The 18,098-nt window shown below is 70.8% G+C and carries 21 protein-coding genes; 12 read left to right on the forward strand and 9 right to left on the reverse strand.

The features are described from left to right. Positions 1–54: 54 nt before the first annotated feature. The 5 genes from OG607_RS03960 to OG607_RS03980 all read left to right on the forward strand — a co-directional run bounded on the left by OG607_RS03960 (position 55) and on the right by OG607_RS03980 (position 2,614). Positions 55–801 (forward strand): SDR family oxidoreductase, encoded by a 747-nt coding sequence (locus tag OG607_RS03960; RefSeq protein WP_405718788.1) that lies wholly within the window; start codon positions 55–57, stop codon positions 799–801. 97 nt (positions 802–898) lie between these two features. Then, the gene (locus tag OG607_RS03965; RefSeq protein WP_405718790.1) at positions 899–1,069 is read left to right on the forward strand and encodes a hypothetical protein; all 171 of its coding nucleotides are present in this window, start codon (positions 899–901) and stop codon (positions 1,067–1,069) included. An 83-nt stretch (positions 1,070–1,152) separates the two neighbouring features. Then, the gene (locus OG607_RS03970) at positions 1,153–1,332 is read left to right on the forward strand and encodes a hypothetical protein (RefSeq protein ID WP_405718792.1); all 180 of its coding nucleotides are present in this window, start codon (positions 1,153–1,155) and stop codon (positions 1,330–1,332) included. Positions 1,333–1,399: 67 nt separating this feature from the next. Continuing rightward, a complete protein-coding gene (locus tag OG607_RS03975; protein ID WP_405718794.1) occupies positions 1,400–2,326 on the forward strand; it encodes a hypothetical protein in 927 nt (308 codons plus the stop codon). A 93-nt stretch (positions 2,327–2,419) separates the two neighbouring features. Then, the gene (locus OG607_RS03980; protein WP_405718796.1) at positions 2,420–2,614 is read left to right on the forward strand and encodes a response regulator transcription factor; all 195 of its coding nucleotides are present in this window, start codon (positions 2,420–2,422) and stop codon (positions 2,612–2,614) included. A 167-nt stretch (positions 2,615–2,781) separates the two neighbouring features. Here the strand turns inward: OG607_RS03980 and OG607_RS03985 are convergent, their stop codons facing one another. Then, complete coding sequence (locus tag OG607_RS03985; RefSeq protein WP_405718797.1) at positions 2,782–3,207, reverse strand: secondary thiamine-phosphate synthase enzyme YjbQ; 426 nt, start codon at positions 3,205–3,207, stop codon at positions 2,782–2,784. A 102-nt stretch (positions 3,208–3,309) separates the two neighbouring features. Here OG607_RS03985 and OG607_RS03990 point away from each other — a divergent pair, with 102 nt between their 5' ends. The 7 genes from OG607_RS03990 to OG607_RS04020 all read left to right on the forward strand — a co-directional run bounded on the left by OG607_RS03990 (position 3,310) and on the right by OG607_RS04020 (position 9,227). Then, the gene (locus tag OG607_RS03990; RefSeq protein ID WP_384631905.1) at positions 3,310–3,393 is read left to right on the forward strand and encodes a putative leader peptide; all 84 of its coding nucleotides are present in this window, start codon (positions 3,310–3,312) and stop codon (positions 3,391–3,393) included. Between the two features lie 124 nt (positions 3,394–3,517). Continuing rightward, entirely contained in the window at positions 3,518–4,387 is an 870-nt protein-coding gene (locus OG607_RS03995) for an ABC transporter permease (RefSeq protein WP_405718799.1), read from the forward strand. Beyond that, positions 4,360–5,097 (forward strand): ABC transporter ATP-binding protein, encoded by a 738-nt coding sequence (locus tag OG607_RS04000; protein ID WP_405718801.1) that lies wholly within the window; start codon positions 4,360–4,362, stop codon positions 5,095–5,097. The genes OG607_RS03995 and OG607_RS04000 overlap by 28 nt, the downstream gene beginning before the upstream one ends. A gap of 51 nt (positions 5,098–5,148) precedes the next feature. Continuing rightward, positions 5,149–6,171 (forward strand): ABC transporter substrate-binding protein, encoded by a 1,023-nt coding sequence (locus OG607_RS04005; protein ID WP_405718804.1) that lies wholly within the window; start codon positions 5,149–5,151, stop codon positions 6,169–6,171. Continuing rightward, the gene (locus OG607_RS04010) at positions 6,171–7,334 is read left to right on the forward strand and encodes an LLM class flavin-dependent oxidoreductase (protein ID WP_405718807.1); all 1,164 of its coding nucleotides are present in this window, start codon (positions 6,171–6,173) and stop codon (positions 7,332–7,334) included. The genes OG607_RS04005 and OG607_RS04010 overlap by 1 nt, the downstream gene beginning before the upstream one ends. A gap of 76 nt (positions 7,335–7,410) precedes the next feature. Next, positions 7,411–8,157, forward strand: coding sequence for a hypothetical protein (locus OG607_RS04015; protein WP_405718810.1), 747 nt, complete (start codon positions 7,411–7,413; stop codon positions 8,155–8,157). Then, a complete protein-coding gene (locus OG607_RS04020; RefSeq protein WP_405718813.1) occupies positions 8,154–9,227 on the forward strand; it encodes an NAD(P)-binding domain-containing protein in 1,074 nt (357 codons plus the stop codon). Before OG607_RS04015 ends, OG607_RS04020 begins: the two co-directional genes overlap by 4 nt. Positions 9,228–9,239: 12 nt before the next feature. On the opposite strand, the gene OG607_RS04025 is transcribed toward OG607_RS04020, so the two are convergent. The 8 genes from OG607_RS04025 to OG607_RS04060 form a co-directional block, all read right to left on the reverse strand. Continuing rightward, positions 9,240–10,250: a LacI family DNA-binding transcriptional regulator gene (locus OG607_RS04025; protein ID WP_405736532.1), complete on the reverse strand. Its 1,011-nt coding sequence runs from the start codon at positions 10,248–10,250 to the stop codon at positions 9,240–9,242. Between the two features lie 78 nt (positions 10,251–10,328). Then, complete coding sequence (locus tag OG607_RS04030; RefSeq protein WP_405718816.1) at positions 10,329–11,339, reverse strand: LacI family DNA-binding transcriptional regulator; 1,011 nt, start codon at positions 11,337–11,339, stop codon at positions 10,329–10,331. A 51-nt stretch (positions 11,340–11,390) separates the two neighbouring features. Further along, positions 11,391–12,833: a BNR repeat-containing protein gene (locus OG607_RS04035; protein ID WP_405718819.1), complete on the reverse strand. Its 1,443-nt coding sequence runs from the start codon at positions 12,831–12,833 to the stop codon at positions 11,391–11,393. Positions 12,834–12,928: 95 nt separating this feature from the next. Next, positions 12,929–13,249, reverse strand: a complete 321-nt coding sequence (locus OG607_RS04040; RefSeq protein WP_405718822.1) for an L-rhamnose mutarotase — start codon at positions 13,247–13,249, stop codon at positions 12,929–12,931. Between the two features lie 41 nt (positions 13,250–13,290). Continuing rightward, positions 13,291–14,373, reverse strand: a complete 1,083-nt coding sequence (rhaS, locus tag OG607_RS04045; RefSeq protein ID WP_405718825.1) for a rhamnose ABC transporter substrate-binding protein — start codon at positions 14,371–14,373, stop codon at positions 13,291–13,293. A gap of 67 nt (positions 14,374–14,440) precedes the next feature. Continuing rightward, positions 14,441–15,442, reverse strand: coding sequence for an ABC transporter permease (locus OG607_RS04050; RefSeq protein ID WP_405718828.1), 1,002 nt, complete (start codon positions 15,440–15,442; stop codon positions 14,441–14,443). After that, positions 15,435–16,484 (reverse strand): ABC transporter permease, encoded by a 1,050-nt coding sequence (locus OG607_RS04055; RefSeq protein ID WP_405718830.1) that lies wholly within the window; start codon positions 16,482–16,484, stop codon positions 15,435–15,437. Before OG607_RS04055 ends, OG607_RS04050 begins: the two co-directional genes overlap by 8 nt. Next, positions 16,481–18,007 (reverse strand): sugar ABC transporter ATP-binding protein, encoded by a 1,527-nt coding sequence (locus OG607_RS04060; protein WP_405718833.1) that lies wholly within the window; start codon positions 18,005–18,007, stop codon positions 16,481–16,483. Before OG607_RS04060 ends, OG607_RS04055 begins: the two co-directional genes overlap by 4 nt. Between the last annotated feature and the right edge of the window lie 91 nt (positions 18,008–18,098).

An 18,098-nucleotide genomic window follows, 5' to 3' on the forward strand; every position in this document is an offset into this window, starting at 1 on the left:
CGTGCCCGGTCTTTACTGGTACAGGCATCAGCAAAACTCGAAAGGAATTCCGTCATGAAGGTCGTAGTGATCGGTGGAACCGGGCTCATCGGCTCCAAGGTGGTCGCCGGGCTCGGCGAGCACGGGCACGAGGCGGTCGCGGCGGCGCCCAACACCGGCGTCAACACGCTGACGGGCGAGGGGCTGGCCGAGGCCTTGCAGGGTGCGTCGGTGGTGGTCGACGTGTCGAACTCGCCCTCGTTCGAGGACGAGGCCGTCATGGACTTCTTCCGCACCTCGACGACCAATCTGCTGAAGGCGGAGACCGAGGCGGGCGTGGCGCATCACGTGGCACTGTCCGTGGTCGGCACCGATCGCCTCCTGGGAAGCGGGTACTTCCGCGCCAAGCAGGCCCAGGAAGACCTGATCAAGGCGTCCGGCAACCCCTACTCCATCGTCCACGCCACCCAGTTCTTCGAGTTCGCCAAGGGACTCGCCGACGGGGTCACCGAGGGTGACACCGTGCACCTGCCCGACGCCAAGATCCAGCCCATCGTCTCCGACGACGTGGCCGCTGCCGTCGGCCGCACCGCGGTCGGGGATCCGGTGGGCGGCGTGGTGGAGGTCGCCGGTCCCGAGGCGTTCCAGCTCGAGGAGTTCATTCGCATGGGGCTCAGCGCCCAGAACGATCCCCGCAAGATCGTCACAGACCCGCAGGCGACGTACTGGGGCGCCGAGTTGCAGGAGACCACACTGCTGCCGGGTCCGGACGCACACATCGCCGGGACGAGGTTCGCCGACTGGCTCGCACAGCAGAAGTAGACACCGTTCCGGAAACGGCTCGCCGGATTCCATCGCAAGGAAATCGACATGTGTCGTCTGCCGCCCAAGAGAACGCGGCGACAGCACAAGGAGCACAATGAATAAAACCCATGAGGGACGCACCGACATCGCGGCCACCGTCATGGCGCTGGCCGCCGAAGCGGCGGAGCTGCAGACCCGGGTCGCCGAACTGCGGCAGGAACTGGTCGACGTCAACGACCGTGTGACAGCCATTTCGGCGGCTCTGTACCGGATTTCGCCCCCATGACTTCCGGGGGGAGAACGTGAGCGACCCCTGTGACGGAAAGGTCGCCCTGGCCACCGGCGCGTCCTGGGGCATGGACCTCGCCCGTGCCCGGAGCCGACGCACGCGCCCAACTGGGCAACGCCCACGACATGCAGACCCGCAGGGAGGCCGAGGCATTCGCCACCATGCGGCTCGCGGGCAAGGCGGCGTTGGCCTGGACCGGCGATCCTTCGGCGCGGTGGCGGACGCCGGTCCGCGGACCGTCCGCGCCGCCTTCTCGATGATGTCGGCGACGGTGTCGGGGCGGAAGACGCTCACGGCGTGCGAGGCCCGGACCTCCACCGTGTGCGCGTGGGCTCCGGCCTGACGGTACGGGCGTACACCGAACCGTACCGGCACGGCGCCGAGGTGATCGCACGGCTCGACAGCCTCCGGCCGGACCGCCAGGACGGCCGGATCATGCATTTCCTCGGCAGCGGCGCGATGGTCCTGGGTGATGTCACCCGCGCCGCCCGGTACCTGTCGCCGGCGGCCGCGGTGTGGCGGTCGCAGGGCAGGCTCGGGCTGCTCGCCCGGTCACTTGCGGGCAGTTGGCCGCGGGTGTATCTCGGTCAGCTCGATCGGGCCCGCGAGGAGTCCGGCGAAGGACTCGCCCTGGCCGAGGAGACCGGGGAATGGATCGTCTGGCCGGGGGTGAAGGCGACGGGGAGCCTGGTGGCGGCACTGCGTGGGGAGACCGAGGCCGCGGCGCGGATGCTCGGCGAGCTCCGCGCCCACCGGCTGTTCCCCGGCATGCCGTTCGCCGCCGTGATGGCGCAGCAGGTCGAGGGCCTGCTCGCGCTCTTCGACGGCCGCACGACCGAGGCGTACGACGCACTCTCGCGCGCGTTCGATCCGGCCGACCCGCACTACCACTCGGTCAGCCGCTGGCTGCTCGCACCGGACCTGGCGGACGCCGCAGTGACCGCGGGCACCGTGCAGCAGGCCCGGGAGCTATTGGACGGACTCCCCGAGTTGGCCGCCCGGCTGCCCTCGGAAATGATGGTGGTGGCCCAGGCCTACACCGACGCGGTGCTGGCGCCGGACGACACGGCGGAGGAGCGCTACACCGCGGCGCTGGCCGCGCTGCCCGCCGGCTGGGCCCTGTCGCGGGCCCGGCTGCACCTGCACCACGGCCGCCAGCTGCGTCGGCAACGGCGCAATGTCGACGCCCGGAACCCGCTGCGCAGCCTCGCGACGAGTTCGACCGCGTCGGCGCGCTGCCCTGGGCCGAGATGACTCGCGAGCAACTACGCGCCGCCGGCGAGTCGAGCAGCCGGCGGCATGCGAACACCAGCGACCGACTGTCAGCCCAGGAGATGCAGATCGCGGGTGCTGGCGTCGCAGGGGCTGAGCAACCGGGAGATCGGCCAGCGCCTGTTCATCTCGCACCGCACCGTCGGAGCCCATCTGTACCGCATCTATCCCCGCCTGGGCATCACCAGCCGTGGCAGACTCGCCGCCGCGCTCGCCGCACTCCACGACGGACACCGAGCGGCCGCCTCGCCAGGCGCCAACGCCGGCTGACAACGCGTGCCGACCCGCATGCCCAGCTCTTCGCCACCCAGGCGGGGCCGAACAGCGAGGCCGAGGCTTCTTCTTCCCCATGCTCTCCATGATGGACATCCTCCCTGACGAGGCCGTCGTACGGACCCCGTACGGAGACGTGGCGGCCACGCCTGGGACGATCTTGCTCAGCCCAGGAAGCTCAGCCGGACCTGACGGTTGGGGTTGTCCACGTTGGTGTCCACCAGGAGGACGGACTGCCACGTGCCCAGCTCCAGTGTTCCGCCGATGACCGGCAGGGTGGCGTGCGGCGGGACGAAGGCGGGGAGGACGTGGTCGCGGCCGTGGCCGGGGGTGCCGTGGCGGTGGCGCCAGCGGTCTTCCTCGTCGGGGAGGAGGTCCTGGAGGACGGAGAGGAGGTCGTGGTCGCTGCCGGAGCCGGTCTCGATGATGGCGATGCCGGCGGTGGCGTGGGGGACGAAGACGTTGAGCAGTCCGTCACGGCCGTGGGCGGCGTCGCGGAGGAAGGCTGTGCAGGCGGCGGTGAGGTCGTGGACCGTCTCTTTGGATCCGGTCGCGATGTCGATCGTGCGGGTGGTGAAAGCGTCGGCCATGGGTACATGGTCGCCCACTCCTCGGACATCCGTGTCCATTACCGTGTCCGCGTGGCGAGACGGCATTGACCGTGGTCTGCCGAGCTGGCTAGCTTTTGTGGCATGTTGCGTCCCGTTCTGCTCACCACGCGCGGTCACATCGACCTGCTGCGGGTGGCCTCCGCCGCGTGTCCCCGCGGCTGCTGACGCCTTCTCACTCTCCCTTCCTTTCGCGGTTCTCGCCGCGCTTCTGACCGCCTGACCGGTTCTCGCGGGCCGTCACGTGCCGTCACCCTTCCGCCGCTGTCGCTCTCCGCCGTGGAGCCCCCTGATGACCATCAGCAAAGCACCGCCGGACATATCCGTCATACCGGATACCGTCCCCTCGCCATCCCAACTCCCGCTCGAACGCGTCGTCCCCGTCTCCGCGCGCCGCCGCTCCGTTCCCCGGTGGCTGCGGCGGCCCGTGGTCCCCCTTCTGCTGCTGGGCCTGTGGCAGTTGCTGAGCAGCACCGGGGCGCTGGATCCCACGGTGCTGGCGTCGCCGGGCACGGTCGCCCGGGCCGCCGCCGATCTGGTGTCGAGCGGTCAGCTGTCCACCGCCATGGGGGTGTCGCTGCGCCGGGTGCTGGCGGGGCTGGCCATCGGCGGGGTGGCCGGGACCGGGCTGGCGCTGGTGGCGGGACTGTCGCGGCTGGGGGAGGACACGGTCGACGCGACGGTGCAGATGCTGCGGACGGTGCCCTTCGTGGGCCTGATCCCGTTGCTGATCATCTGGCTGGGCATCGGCGAGGCGCCGAAGATCGCGCTGATCTCGCTGGGGGTGACGTTCCCGCTGTACCTGAACGTGTACGCGGGCATCCGGGGCGTGGACGAGCAGTTGGTGGAGGCCGGTTCGTCGCTGGGGCTGTCGCGCTGGGGGCTGGTGCGGCATGTCGTCCTGCCGGGTGCGCTGCCGGGGCTGATGACGGGGCTGCGGTACGCGCTGGCGACCTCGTGGCTGGCGCTCATCTTCGGCGAGCAGGTCAACGCGGACGCGGGGATCGGCTTTCTGCTCAATCAGGCGCGGGAGTTCTACCGCACCGACCAGATCGTGGTCTGCCTGGTCATCTACGCACTGCTCGGGCTCACTGCCGACGCCGTGGTCCGCACTCTCGAAAGGCTGTTGCTGCAATGGCGACCGACATTCACGGGCCAGTAGAGGGACCGGTGGTACGCGTCGAAGGGCTGAGCCGGTCCTTCGACGGCCGTCCGGTCATCGACGACCTCGATCTGGCCCTGCGGCCGGGCGAGTTCACCGCGCTGCTGGGCCGCAGCGGCTGTGGCAAGAGCACGCTGCTGCGCGTACTGGCCGGGCTTGACCGGGAGATCGCGGGCACCCTTCTGGTGCCGAAGCGGCGGGCTGTGGCCTTCCAGGCGCCGCGGCTGATGCCGTGGAAGCGGGTGTGGCGCAATGTGCTGCTCGGGCTGCCGGGCAGGCCCGAACGGGCCGTCGCGGAGAGCGCGCTGGAGGAGGTGGGGCTGAGCCACCGGTCAGGGGCGTGGCCCAAGACGCTGTCGGGCGGGGAGGCGCAGCGGGCGTCGCTGGCCAGGGCGCTGGTGCGCGAGCCCGATCTGCTGCTGCTCGACGAGCCGTTCGGCGCGCTGGACGCGCTGACCCGGATCAAGGCGCAGCGGCTCGTGGCCGAGCTGTGGCAGCGGCGCGGCTGCGCGGTGCTGCTGGTCACGCACGACGTCGAGGAGGCGCTGCTGCTGGCCGACCGGGCGCTGGTGATGCGGGACGGCGTCATCGCGTACGACACGCCCGTGGACCTGCCCCGGCCCCGCGACGCCGGCGACCCCGGATTCATCGCGTTGCGTACGCGGCTGCTCGCCGAACTCGGCGTCGACGCCGTTCCCTCCGCCGCCTGACCCCCCGCTGCCCGACCTGAATTTTCATCACACGAGAAAGCCACGCATCCCATGAGAACCGCACGATTCGCCCCAGCCCTGCTGCTTCCCCTCGCTCTGCTTCTCACCGCCTGCGGTGGTACCTCGTCCGCCGACAGCAAGTCGGGCGGCTCGGGCGGCGTCACGCTCAACGTCGGCGACCAGAAGGGCGGCTCCGAGGCGATCCTGGCGGCGGCCGGCGAGCTGGACGGCCTTACGTACAAGATCAAGTGGTCGACGTTCACGTCCGGGCCGCCGCTGCTGGAGGCGGTCAACGCCAAGGCCGTGGACATCGGCGGCGTCGGCAACACCCCGCCGGTGTTCGCGGCGGGGGCGGGGTCGAAGATCGCGGTGGTGGGCGCCACGCACGGCTCGTCGTACGGCGAGGCGCTCGTCGTCCCGAAGGGCTCGTCGCTGACGAAGACCGCCGACCTGAAGGGCAGGACGATCGCGGTCGCGCAGGGCAGTTCCGCGCACTTCCAGCTGGTGGCCTCGCTGCAGCAGGCCGGGCTGACGCTGTCGGACGTGAAGGTCAGCTACCTCCAGCCGGCCGACGCGCTGGCCGCGTTCAGCAGCGGCAAGGTCGACGCCTGGGCGATCTGGGATCCGTTCACCTCGCAGGTGCTGGTCAACGGGTCCGGCCGGATCCTGACCTCCGGTCAGGGCCTGGTCAACGGGCTGGCCTTCCAGGTCGCCGCGCCCTCGGCGCTGGCGGACAAGGCGAAGTCGGCCGCCATCGGCGACTACCTCAAGCGGCTGGCCCGCGCGCAGAACTGGGTCTACAAGCACCCGGAGGCCTGGGCGAAGGTGTGGGCGAAGGCCACCGGTCTGCCGTACGACGTGGCGCTGGCCTCGGTCAAGCGCAGCAACGGGACCCGGGTGCCGGTGGCCGTGGACGACGCCGCGATCGCCTCCGAGCAGAAGATCGCCGACACGTTCGAGAAGCTGAAGCTCATCCCGAAGCACGTCGACTTCGCCGAGGTCGTCGACAAGCGCTTCAACGGTGATCTGCCGCCGTCCACCACCGCTGCCCGTACCTACCCGAAGGCCGGCTGATGTCCGTTCACCTGCACTGGTTCCTGCCCACGGGCGGCGACGGCCGCACCCTGGTCGACCGCCACGCCTACGCGCACAACGCGCCCGCCGCACCGGGCGTGCGCGCTCCCGACATCGACTACCTGGCGCAGATCGCGCGCGCCGCCGACCAGCTCGGCTTCGAGGCCGTGCTGACGCCGACCGGCACCTGGTGCGAGGACGCGTGGCTGACGACGGTCGCGCTGTCCCAGCACACCGAGCGGCTGAAGTTCCTGGTGGCCTTCCGGCCGGGCGTCATCTCCCCCGTGCTGGCGGCGCAGATGGCGGCTACGTACCAGCGGATCACCCGGGGGCGGCTGCTGCTCAATGTCGTCACCGGCGGCGACTCCGCCGAGCAGCGGCGCTTCGGCGACCATCTGGACCACGACGAGCGCTACGCCCGGACCGACGAGTTCCTCCAGGTGGTGCGCGGGGTGTGGGAGGGCAGGCCGTACGACTTCCACGGCTCGCACTACCAGGTGGACGGCGGGCTGGTCGCGCTGCCACCCGAGCCGAGGCCGCAGATCTTCTTCGGCGGCTCGTCGCCGGCGGCGGGGCCGGTCGCGGCCAGGAACGCCGACGTGTACCTCACCTGGGGCGAGCCGCCCGAGCAGGTCAAGCGGAAGATCGACTGGATCCGGGGACTCGCGGAGGCGGAGGGCCGTGATGTCCGCTTCGGCATCCGGATGCATGTGATCTCGCGGGATTCGGCGCGGGACGCGTGGGCGACGGCGGACCGGCTGCTCGCGGACCTGGACGAGGAGACGATCGCGGCGGCCCAGCAGGCGCTCGGGCGCAGCGAGTCGGTGGGCCAGCAGCGGATGCTGGCGCTGCACGGCGGCTCGCGCGACAAGCTGGAGATCTCGCCCAATCTGTGGGCGGGGGTCGGGCTGGTGCGCGGCGGGGCGGGCACGGCGCTGGTCGGCAGCCATGCCGAGGTCGCCGACCGGATCGAGGAGTACCACGCCCTGGGCATCGAGCACTTCGTGCTGTCGGGCTATCCGCATCTGGAGGAGGTGTACTGGTTCGGGGAGGGCGTACGCCCCGAACTGGCCGCGCGCGGGCTCCTGCCGCCGTCCGTCGGGGCCCCGGCTCCCGGTGCCGGCGCCGCCGCTGTGCCGTTGCTGGTGGCCGGCGGACGCTGAACCCACTATTGGTCTGGACCAATAGTGGGTTCCCGGGGTAAGGTCCCTCTGCCCGCCGCGCGCCGAAGGGGGACCCATGTACGCGCCGCACCGAGTCGCCGCACTGGTCGACGCATGCCTGCTGCCGGCCTGCGACGGGGACCGGCTGCCCGGCTGGATCGCCGAGGGCCTGGCGGGAGACATGCCCGGCGTCGTGCTGTACGGGCAGGCTCCCGCCGGGCTGCGCGACGCGTATCCGGACGCCCTGATCGGCCGGATCCCGTCGGGCGGGACGGCGTCGGGGCTGGTGGAGGGCGAGGCCAACCTTCATCTGGGCGTACGGCCGCTGCGGGGTGTCGGAGCGACGCGGGCGTACGTCGAGGGGCTGCAGGCCCATGGTGTGGCGGCGGCGCTCGGGCCATTCGACGGGGAGCCGCCGCTGCTGCCGTTCGCGGAGGGCGTGGCGGCGGGGGTGCGGGCGGTCACCGTCGACACCGCCGCCGCGCTGGGTGGGCCCTGCGTCCCGGAGCTGCTGCGCGGGCAGCTCGGCTATGACGGCGTGGCCGTCAGCGGCCCGCTGGACGCCTCCGCCGTGGTCGACCGCTGGGGCGTCCCCGGCGCGGCCGTCCTGGCCTGGATCGCCGGTCTCGACCTGCTGCGGCTCGGCCCCGGCTGCGGCCCCGGGGTCCACCGGGCCGTCCACACCGCGGCCGCGCGAGCCGTCGCGGACGGCGACCTCCCGGCCGCGCGGCTGGCCGAGGCGGCCACGCGCGTCGCCCGGCTGCGGCGGTGGGCCGGCGACCCGGGAAGGATCCGGCGCCCCGCGCAGTTCGTACAACCGTGAACGACATCGAGGTGGCCGTCATCGGGGCGGGTCAGGGCGGGCTGTCCGCCGCTTATTTCCTCCACCGGGCCGGGCTGCGGCCCGAGCGGGACTTCGTGGTCCTCGACCACTCCCCCGGCCCCGGCGGCGCCTGGCAGTTCCGCTGGCCGTCGCTGACCTACGGCAGGGCCCACGGCGTGCACGAACTGCCCGGCATGACGCTGGAAGGCGCCGATCCCGACCGGCCCTCGGCGGAGGTCGTCGCGGAGTACTTCGACCGCTACGAGCGCACCTTCGACCTGCGGGTGCGGCGGCCGGTGAACGTATCCGCCGTGCGGGACTCCGGTGACGGCCGGCTGCTCGTCGACACCGGCGGAGGCGCCTGGGCCGCCCGCGCCCTGATCAACGCCACCGGCACCTGGGACCGGCCCTTCGTCCCCCGCTACCCCGGCCAGGAGGTCTTCCGGGGACGCCAGCTCCACACGGCCGGCTACCGGCGGCGTGAGGACTTCGCCGGCAAGCGCGTCATCGTGGTCGGCGGCGGCACGTCGGCCGTACAGCTGCTGATGGAGATCGCCGAGGTCGCCGCCGCCACGACCTGGGTCACCCGCCGGCCGCCGGTCTTCCGCACCGGGCCCTTCGGCGAGGACCAGGGGCGAGCCGCCGTCGCCCTCGTCGAGCAGCGGGTCCGCGAGGGCCTGCCGCCGCAGAGCGTCGTCAGTGTCACCGGGCTGCCGATGACCGAGGCCATGGCGGCGGCGCGGGCCCGGGGCGTGCTCGACCGGCTCCCCATGTTCGACCGGCTCACGGAAGACGGTGCGGTGTGGGATGACGGGCGTCACATCGACGCGGACGTCATCCTCTGGGCCACCGGCTTCCGGGCCGCCCTGGACCATCTCGCTCCGCTGCGGCTGCGCGAGCCGGGCGGCGGCATCCGGCTGGACTCCCTGACCCGCGTCGCCCGGGACCACCGGGTGCATCTCATCGGGTACGGGCCTTCGGCCAGCACGATCGGGGCGAATCGCGCCGGGCGCAGCGCGGTGCGGGAGGTCAGGCGGCTGCTGCGACCCACCCCGGCCCCGGTCGGCTGACCGGCCCGGGACTCAGCGGGACTTCAGCGTCGAGCCGCGCACCACGAGCTCCGGCTGGAGGACGATGCGTCGGTGCTCATGCGCGTCCGCCTCGTCGCCCGTCTCCTCGATGAGGAGATCCGCGGCGGCCCGCCCCATCCGGTAGGCCGGCTGCCGTACGGAGGTGAGCGGCACGGCCGCTGCCGCCGCGAACTCGATGTCGTCGTAGCCGACGAGGGCGATCTCGTGGGGGACGGAGATACCGGCGGCGTAGAGGGACTGGAGGACGCCGAGGGCAAGCAGGTCGTTGGCGCAGAAGACGGCGGTGGGGCGGCGGGACATGCCGAGGAGGCGGGCGCCGGCGTCGCGGCCGGAGGGGACGTCGAGGCGGTCGGCCTCGATGTGGGAGAGGGATTCGGGCGGGAGCCCGGCGGCGGCCAGGGCGGCGAGGGCGCCGGTGCGGCGGTCCTGGCACTGGGTGAGGTGCATGGGACCGCTGATGTAGAGGATGTGCTCGTGGCCCTGCTCGATGAGGTGCTCGGCGGCCAGCCGGCCGCCGGCGATGTCGTCGACGGAGACGGAGCAGGCCTCGGCGCTGGGGACGACGCGGTCGACGAAGACGTAGGGGATGCCGTGCCGGCGGAAGGACTCCAGGTTGCGCCCGGTGGTGTCGGCGGGGGTGACCAGCACGCCGCGCACCCGCTGCTCGGCGAAGAGACCGAGGTAGTCGGCCTCCTCGGCCGGGCTCTCGGCGCTGTTGCAGAGCATCACGCCGAGGCCGGTCTCGCGGGCGGCGCGCTCCGCGCCGGAGGCCACCTCCACGAAGAACGGGTTGGCCATGTCGAGGACGAGCAGGGCGATGATCCGGCTGCGGCCGGCCCTCAGCTGGCGCGCGGACTCACTGCGCACGTAGCCGAGTTCGTCGATCACTTCGAGCACGCGGGCGCGCGTGTCCGCCGAGACCATGTCGGGGCGGTTGATGACGTTCGACACCGTGCCGACCGAGACCCCTGCCTGACGTGCGACATCCTTGATGCCCACCATGCGTGTCACGGGCTTTGACCCACCGCCTTCCGCGGCTCGCTGCGGCCGCGCGCATCATGCTACGCACACAGGGGGTGATCAGGGCCTTCGGTGCCCGGACAGTGACGAGGCCCGGACCACCAGTTCCGGCTGGAACACGATCCGCTGGTGCGCGTGCGCGGCCGGGGCGCCCTCGTCCGTCTCCGCGATGAGCAGTTCCGCCGCCGTACGCCCGATGCGGTGCGCGGGCTGCCGTACGGAGGTGAGGGGGACGGCCGCGGCGGAGGCGAAGTCGATGTCGTCGTAGCCCACGATCGCCATCTCCTCCGGGACCCGCAGGCCTGCCGCGTACAGCGCCTGCAGGACGCCGAGGGCGAGCAGGTCGTTGGCGCAGAAGACGGCCGTGGGCCGGTCGGCCATGCCGAGCAGGCGCCCCGCCGCCTCCCGGCCCGCGGTGACGTCGAAGCGGGCGGCCTCCAGCACGGTCAGCCGGTCCGGGGGCAGGCCTGCCTCGGCGAAGGCGGCCAGGGCGCCCGCGTGCCGGTCGCGGGACTGGGCGAGGTGGGCGGGACCGCTGAGGTAGACGACCTTGCGGTGGCCTTCGGTGAGGAGGTGGCGTACGGCGAGCCGTCCGCCGGCGACGTCGTCCATGGAGACCGAGCAGGCCTCGGCGCTGGGCTGGTCCCGGTCGGCGTAGACGAAGGGGATGCCCCGGCTGCGCAGGACATGGAGCCTGCCGTCGGCGGCGTCGTCGCCGGTCGGGGTGACCAGGACGCCGCGCACCTGCTGCTCGGCGAACATCGCGAGGTAGTCGGCCTCCTCGGCCGGGTCGGCGGCACTGTTGCACATCATCACGGCCAGCCCCGCCGCGCGGGCGGCCTGCTGCGCGCCGCGCGCCATCTCGACGAAGAAGGGGTTGGCCATGTCCAGGACGAGCAGGGCGATGATCCGGCTGCGGCCGGCCCGCAACTGGCGGGCCGACTCGCTGCGCACGTACCCGAGCCGTTCGATGACGGCGAGCACGCGCTGCCGGGTGTGGTCCGACACGGAGTCAGGCCGGTTGAGCACGTTGGAGACCGTGCCGAGCGAGACGCCCGCCTGCTCGGCCACGTCCTTGATTCCTATGTGCGTACCGGTTCTGTTCAGGGTCGGTCCGGCCTTTCAGACGGGCAGCTGGAAGTCGATGACGTGCAGCGGCGACGGGGTGGTCGTGCCGGTGGACTTCTCCTGGTAGAGGATCGAGAGCACGCCGTCCTGGGCGATCCGGGTGTGGTCCACGAGGACCTCGCCGAAGGCGTTGAGGGTGCTGGTGCCGTCGTAGAGCACGGCCCAGTCGGTCCAGGAGGAGGACGCCGAGGCCGCCACGATACGGCCGAACGGCATGATGACGTACGCGTTGTTGTAGGCGTCCAGGACCAGCTGCGAGCGCTGGGTGGAGTTCATGGCGACCGGGACCTCGGTCTTGTGCCAGGTGCCGGAGGAGTCCTTGTAGATGTGGAAGGGGCGGGCGTAGGCGATGCGGCCTGCTTCGTAGCTGGTGATGCACTGGCCGAAGCGGCCGGGTACGTAGGAGATCAGGGCGTGCGGGAGGTTGTTGGAGTCGACGGCCTGCGACTCCTGGTTCATCAGGGCGTGGTCGGGGTTGAGGGAGTCCACGATGATGCCGCTGGAGTTGACCGTGACCAGGGAGGAGCCGGTGGTGCCGACCGTGGTTCCGGCGGAGTTCTTCCAGGTGCGGCCGTAGTCGGTGCTGCGGAAGTAGACCGTGTCGTGGTTGGTGAGGTCGGCGCCGCAGGTCACGGCACCGTTCTGCTCGCGCCAGGTGCCGAAGACGTGCAGGGCGCCGTCGCTGCCGTAGTCCAGGCCGTGCAGGTACAGGTTGCGGAAGCTGCTGGAGCCGTGGGTGTTGGTGTACGTGCCCGTGTTGCTGGTCCAGTTGCCGAGGTTGGACCAGGTGCTGCCGTTGTACTCGGCCAGCGCCGCCTGGCCGTTGCCGGATATGCCGGTGCGGTAGCTGAGCTGGAGCCGGTTCTGCGGCGAGACGATGAACTGGGGGTAGGTGAAGGTGGAGGTGAGGGCGACGCCGTCCATGCTGGTCTGAACGGAGCCGAACTGCGCGGCGGTCCAGGAGTGGGAGGCGGGGCTGGAGACCAGGCCGGCCACGGACTTGACGTAGAAGTAGCCGTTGCTGTGCGAGTCCATCACCAGGTGGAGGCGGCCATCGCTGGGCGAGATGCCGGCCGATATGACGTTGTGCGAGTCGTCGGCCTTGAGGGTGTGGCCGACGGTGACCTTGGACCACGTGGTGCTGCCCAGGGCGCGGCGGGCGACGGTGGCGTTGCGGTCGGAGGCGTACCAGACGGCGTACTGGTAGCCGTTGTAGGTGAGGATGCCGTTCTTCTGGAAGGCGTTGTTGTTGACCAGCCCGTCGTACGAGACGAAGTACAGGGCGGTGGAGTCCAGCACGCTGGTGGAGATCTGGGTGGCGGACGGGGCGGTGGCGGCGGTGGCCCGGCCCATGGTCACTCCCCCGATGGTGAGGGCGGCGGCGCCGCCGACGGCGCTGCGCAGCAGGGTACGGCGGTTGGGCGAGAGAGACATCATCGGCTCCTTGGTGGTTCGCGGAATCAGCGGATTCCGCGGAGTGTGCCATTCCGCGTATTTCGGAGAGTCCTCGGGCTCGCGGCCCAGCTGCGTCCTCAGGCGAGGTGGAAGACCTCGGTCAGCGGGCGCATGGCCTCGTCGGGCCGTGCGCCGTCCAGCGCTTCGAAGAAGCCGCCCATCTCCGCCTGCCATCGGGCGTTGACGTCGGTGGCGGCCATGGCCTCCTGCGCGGCGGCGAAGTCGTCGGTCTCCAGGTAACCGACGAGCAGTCCGTCCTCGCGCAGGAAAAGGGAGTAGTTGTGCCAGCCGGTGGCCGAGAGAGCTTCGAGCATCTCCGGCCACACGGCGGCATGGCGTTCGCGGTATTCGTCCAGCCGGTCCTGACGGACCTTCAGCAGGAAGCAGACACGCTGCACGCTGGTGGGGCTCCTTGTCCGATGATCAGAGATCCAGAGGATCAGAAGTCGAACGAGTCGATGTTGGCCTTGTTGAAGACGGTGGGCTTGCCGAGCAGCACGGTGCCCTTGTCGCCGATGGTGAAGGTGCCCAGGTCACCGGCCTTGAAGGTCTGGCCCGAAGTGCCGCTGATCTGGCCCGAGGCGAGCGCGACGGAAGCGTAGGCGGCCAGCTCGCCGAGCTTGGACGGGTCCCACAGCTCGAAGGCCGTGACCGTGCCGTTCTTGACGTACGCGCGCATGTCGTTCGGGGTGCCGAGACCGGTGACCTCGACCTTGCCCTTGTACTTGGAGCCGGCGATGTACTGGGCGGCGGCCTTGATGCCGACCGTGGTCGGGGAGATGATCCCCTTCAGGTTCGGGTACTGCTGGAGCAGGCCCTGGGTCTGCTGGAAGGAGGTCTGCGCGTCGTCGTTGCCGTAGGCGACCTTGACGAGCTTGACGTTCTTGTACTCCGGCTTCTTCAGCTCGTCCTTCATGAAGCCGATCCAGGTGTTCTGGTTGGTCGCCGTCTGGGCGGCCGACAGGATCGCGATCTCGCCCTTGTAGTTGATCTGCTTGGCGAGCAGCTGCACCTCGGTGCGGCCGAGGTCCTCGGCGCTGGCCTGGGAGATGAAGAGCTGGCGGCAGTCAGCGTTGGTGTCGGAGTCGTACGTGACGACGCTGATGCCGTTCTTCATGGCCTGCTTGAGGGCCGTGCACAGCGCACCCGGGTCCTGGGCCGAGACCGCGATGGCGTTGACCTGCTGCTGGGTGAGGGTGTTGACGTAGGAGACCTGGCCGGAGGTGTCGGTGCCGCTGCTGGTGCCGACCTCCTTGTACTTGGAGCCGAGGGCGGTCAGGGCCTTCTTGCCGCCGTTGTCGGAGATGGTGAAGTACGGGTTGTTGACCTGCTTGGGCAGGAAGGCGACCGTCAGGCCCTTCTTGGTGGGCGCGTCGGGGTTGGCGGAGGCGGAGGTGGCCGCCGCGGAGGAGGAGTCCGAGGACGAGGAGGAGTTCTTGGTGGTGCCGCCGCAGGCGGTCAGGGCGATGGACAGGGCGGCGGTGGCGGCGACCGACGCGGCGATTCTCTGGCTGATGGGCATGACGAAGGTTCCTCTCGCGGAACTGGGGAGGTCGGTACGGAAGTACGGAGTCACGGATAAGGGACGGTCAGGCCGGTGCGGCCGCGGCGGTTGCCGCTGTTCGGCGGCGGGCACGGGCGGTGGCGATCTGCTTGGCCACCCGCGGGCCGAGTACGGAGATCACCAGCAGGACGCCGGTGACCACGATCTGGGACTGGGCGGAGACGTTCACCAGGCTCATGACGTTCTGCAGAGCGCCGAGCAGGAACACCCCGGCGACCGCGCCGCCGATGGTGCCCTTGCCGCCGTCGAAGTCGATCCCGCCCAGCAGGACAGCGGCGACGACGGACAGCTCCAGCCCGGTGGCGTTGTCGTAGCGGGCGCTGGCGTAGTGCAGGGCCCAGAAGATCCCGGTGAGGGAGGCCATCAGCCCGGTCACTGCGAACGTGACGAGCTTGAGGCGCTTCACCCGGATCCCGGCGAACCGGGCCGCCTCCTCCGAGGCGCCGGTGGCGAACAGGGAGCGGCCGACCGGGGTGGCGTGCAGCACGATCCCGGCGATGACCAGCAGGATCACCCACAGCACGGCGGCCTTGGGGATGAAGGTGTCGCCGATCCGGCCGGCCCCGAAGTCAAGGTACTGCTCGGGGAAGTCGGTGACGGAGTTGGCGCCCAGCACGATCTGGGCGATACCCCGGTACGCGGCGAGCGTACCGATGGTGACCGCCAGCGAGGGCAGGCCCAGCTTGGTCACCAGTAGGCCGTTGACCAGGCCGCAGACCAGGCCGAGCAGCAGGCACAAGGGGATGATGGTCTCGATCGCCATCCCGCCGTTCCACAGCGCGCCCATCACCGCGCCGGACAGCCCGGCGGTCGAGCCGACCGACAGGTCGATCTCGCCGGAGACCACCAGCATCGTCATGGGCAGCGCGATCAGCGCGATCGGCAGGGTGTTGCCGATCAGGAACGACAGGTTGAGGGCGTTGCCGAAGTTGTCGACGAAGGAGAAGGAGCCCACCAGCAGGGCGATCAGCAGCGCGCCCACGACGGTGTCCCAGCGGACGTAGTTCCTCAGGCTCAGGTCAGCCATGGTGGGCACTCCTCGCTTCCGCGGCACGCTTGCGCAGGACGTTCGCCACTCGCAGGGCCACCACGCGGTCCACGGCGATGGCGAGCAGCAGCAGGATTCCGTCGATGGCCAGGACCCAGACCGAGCTGACGCCGATCGAGGGCAGGACGCTGTTGATCGAGGTGAGCAGCATCGCGCCCAGCGCCACCCCGTAGACGCTGCCGGAGCCCCCGGTGAAGGCGACCCCGCCGACCACTACGGCGCTGACGACGGTCAGTTCGTAGCCGCTGCCGGTGCCGGAGTCCACGTTGCCGAAGCGCGCCAGGTACAGGGCGCCGGCGAGTCCGGCGAGCGCGCCGCAGGCGACGTACGCGGCCAGGATCCGCTTGCGCACCGGGACGCCGGCCAGGCGGGCGGCCTCCGGGCTGGAGCCGAGCGCGTAAAGCTCCCGGCCGCTGCGGTAGTTGCTCATGTAATAGCCGACGCCGACGAGGACCAGCACGGCCAGGATCGCGAGGTACGGGATCGGGCCGAGGCCGTCGTGGCCGAAGGTGATGAAGCCGCCGGGCAGGTCGTTGGCGGTGATCTCGCGGGAGCCGACCCAGATGGAGTCGATGCCCCGGATGATGTAGAGCGTGCCCAGGGTGACCACGAGGGCGGGGACCTGGCCGATGCTCACCAGCAGGCCGTTGAGCGCGCCGAAGACCACGCCGATGCCGACCGCGATCAGGACGGCGACCAGCGGGTTGCCGCCGCCGTGCAGATAGGTGCCGGCAGCGAAGGCGGAGATGCCGAGCACCGAGCCGACGGACAGGTCGACGTTGCGGGTGATGACGACGACGGCCTCGCCGACCGCGACCAGCACCAGGATCGTCGCGTTGAGCAGCAGGTCCTTGATGCCCTGGTGGCTGAGGAAGGCCGAGTTGGAGATCTGGGTGGCGGCCAGCATGAGCACCAGCACCACGAGGATGGCCAGCTCGCGCATCTTCAGTACGCGGTCGAGCAGTTGCCCGGCGCGCTGCCCGTCCGGCGCGAGTTTCACGGGTTCGATGGTTGTCGTCATGCTGCTTTCCCTCCCGCTGCCACGCCGGTGGCGGCGGCCATAACGGACTGCTCGGTCGCCTCGGCGCGCGGGATCTCGGCGGCGATCCGCCCCTCGTGCATCACCAGGACGCGGTCGGCCATGCCGAGGATCTCGGGCAGGTCGGAGGAGATCATGAGCACCGCCACGCCGTCGGCGGCGAGCTGCGACAGCAGCCGGTGCACCTCGGCCTTGGTGCCCACGTCGATGCCGCGGGTGGGTTCGTCGACGATGAGGACGTCGGGGGCGGTGGCCAGCCACTTGGCCAGCACCACCTTCTGCTGGTTGCCGCCAGACAGGGTGCCGACGAGGTCGCCGAGGCGGGCGTACTTGACCTGCAGCTTGACCGCCCAGTCCAGGGCGCGGCTGCGCTCGTGGGCGCGGTTCATCAGTCCGGCGCGGGAGGAGGCCCGCAGCCCGGTGAGACCGATGTTGCGCTCGATGGACATGTCCATCACCAGGCCCTGGGCCCGCCGGTCCTCGGGGACCAGAGCGAGTCCGGCGGCCATCGCCAGGCTGGGGGCGCCGGTCGGCAGCGGCTTGCCGCCGACCGCGACCTCGCCTGCGTCCCAGCGGTCGACACCGAAGACAGCGCGGGCGACCTCGCTGCGGCCGGCCCCGACCAGTCCGGCCAGGCCCACGATCTCGCCCCGCCGCACCTCGAAGGAGACGTCGGTGAAGACGCCCTCCCGGGTGAGTCGGCGCACGCTGAGGGCAACCTCGCCGACCTCGGCGTCCTGCTTGGGGTAGAGCTCGTCCAGATCACGGCCGACCATGCGGCGGATCAGGTCCTCGTCGGTCAGCCCCTCGACCCGCTCGCTGGCGATCCAGCGGCCGTCGCGCAGGGTGGTGACCCGCTGGCACAGCCCGAAGATCTCCTCCAGACGGTGCGAGATGAAGAGGACGGCCGCGCCCTGCTCGCGCAGTGTGCGTACGACCCCGAAGAGCCGGGCGACCTCCGCGCCGGTGAGGGCGGCGGTCGGCTCGTCCATGATGAGGACGCGGGCGTCGAAGGAGAGCGCCTTGGCGATCTCGACGATCTGCTGGTCCGCGATCGACAGGCCCCGGCAGGGCTGGTCGGGGTCGAGGTCGACGCCGAGGCGGCTGATGAGGGCGGCGGTGGCCGCGTGCACGGCCTTGTGGTCGACGCGGCCGAGCGAGCGGCGCGGCTGGCGGCCCATGAAGATGTTCTCGCCGACGGTCAGGTCCGGGAAGAGCGTCGGCTCCTGGTAGATCACCGCGATGCCGGCGTCCCGTGCGTCGGACGGCCCGTGGAAGACGACGGGCTCGCCGTCGATCAGCACGCTGCCGGTGTCCGGCCGGTGCACTCCCGCGAGCATTTTGATGAGGGTGGACTTTCCGGCGCCGTTCTCTCCTGCGAGTGCGTGTGCCTCGCCGGCGAAGAGCTCCAGGGACACGCCCTGGAGAGCCCGTACGGCACCGAAGGACTTGGACGCGTCCGCCAGTGCGAGCACGGGCCGTCCGGCCGTCTCCGGCTGGTTCATTTGAGCCTCGCATGAAAGGTTTCAACAAGGTTTCACGGACGTTAGGCCCATCAAGAGGGAAACGTCAATGCATTCGTTTCAACTTTTCTAA

This window comes from Streptomyces sp. NBC_01537 (assembly GCF_045040445.1).
In the GTDB taxonomy this organism is placed as follows: Bacteria; Actinomycetota; Actinomycetes; order Streptomycetales; family Streptomycetaceae; genus Actinacidiphila.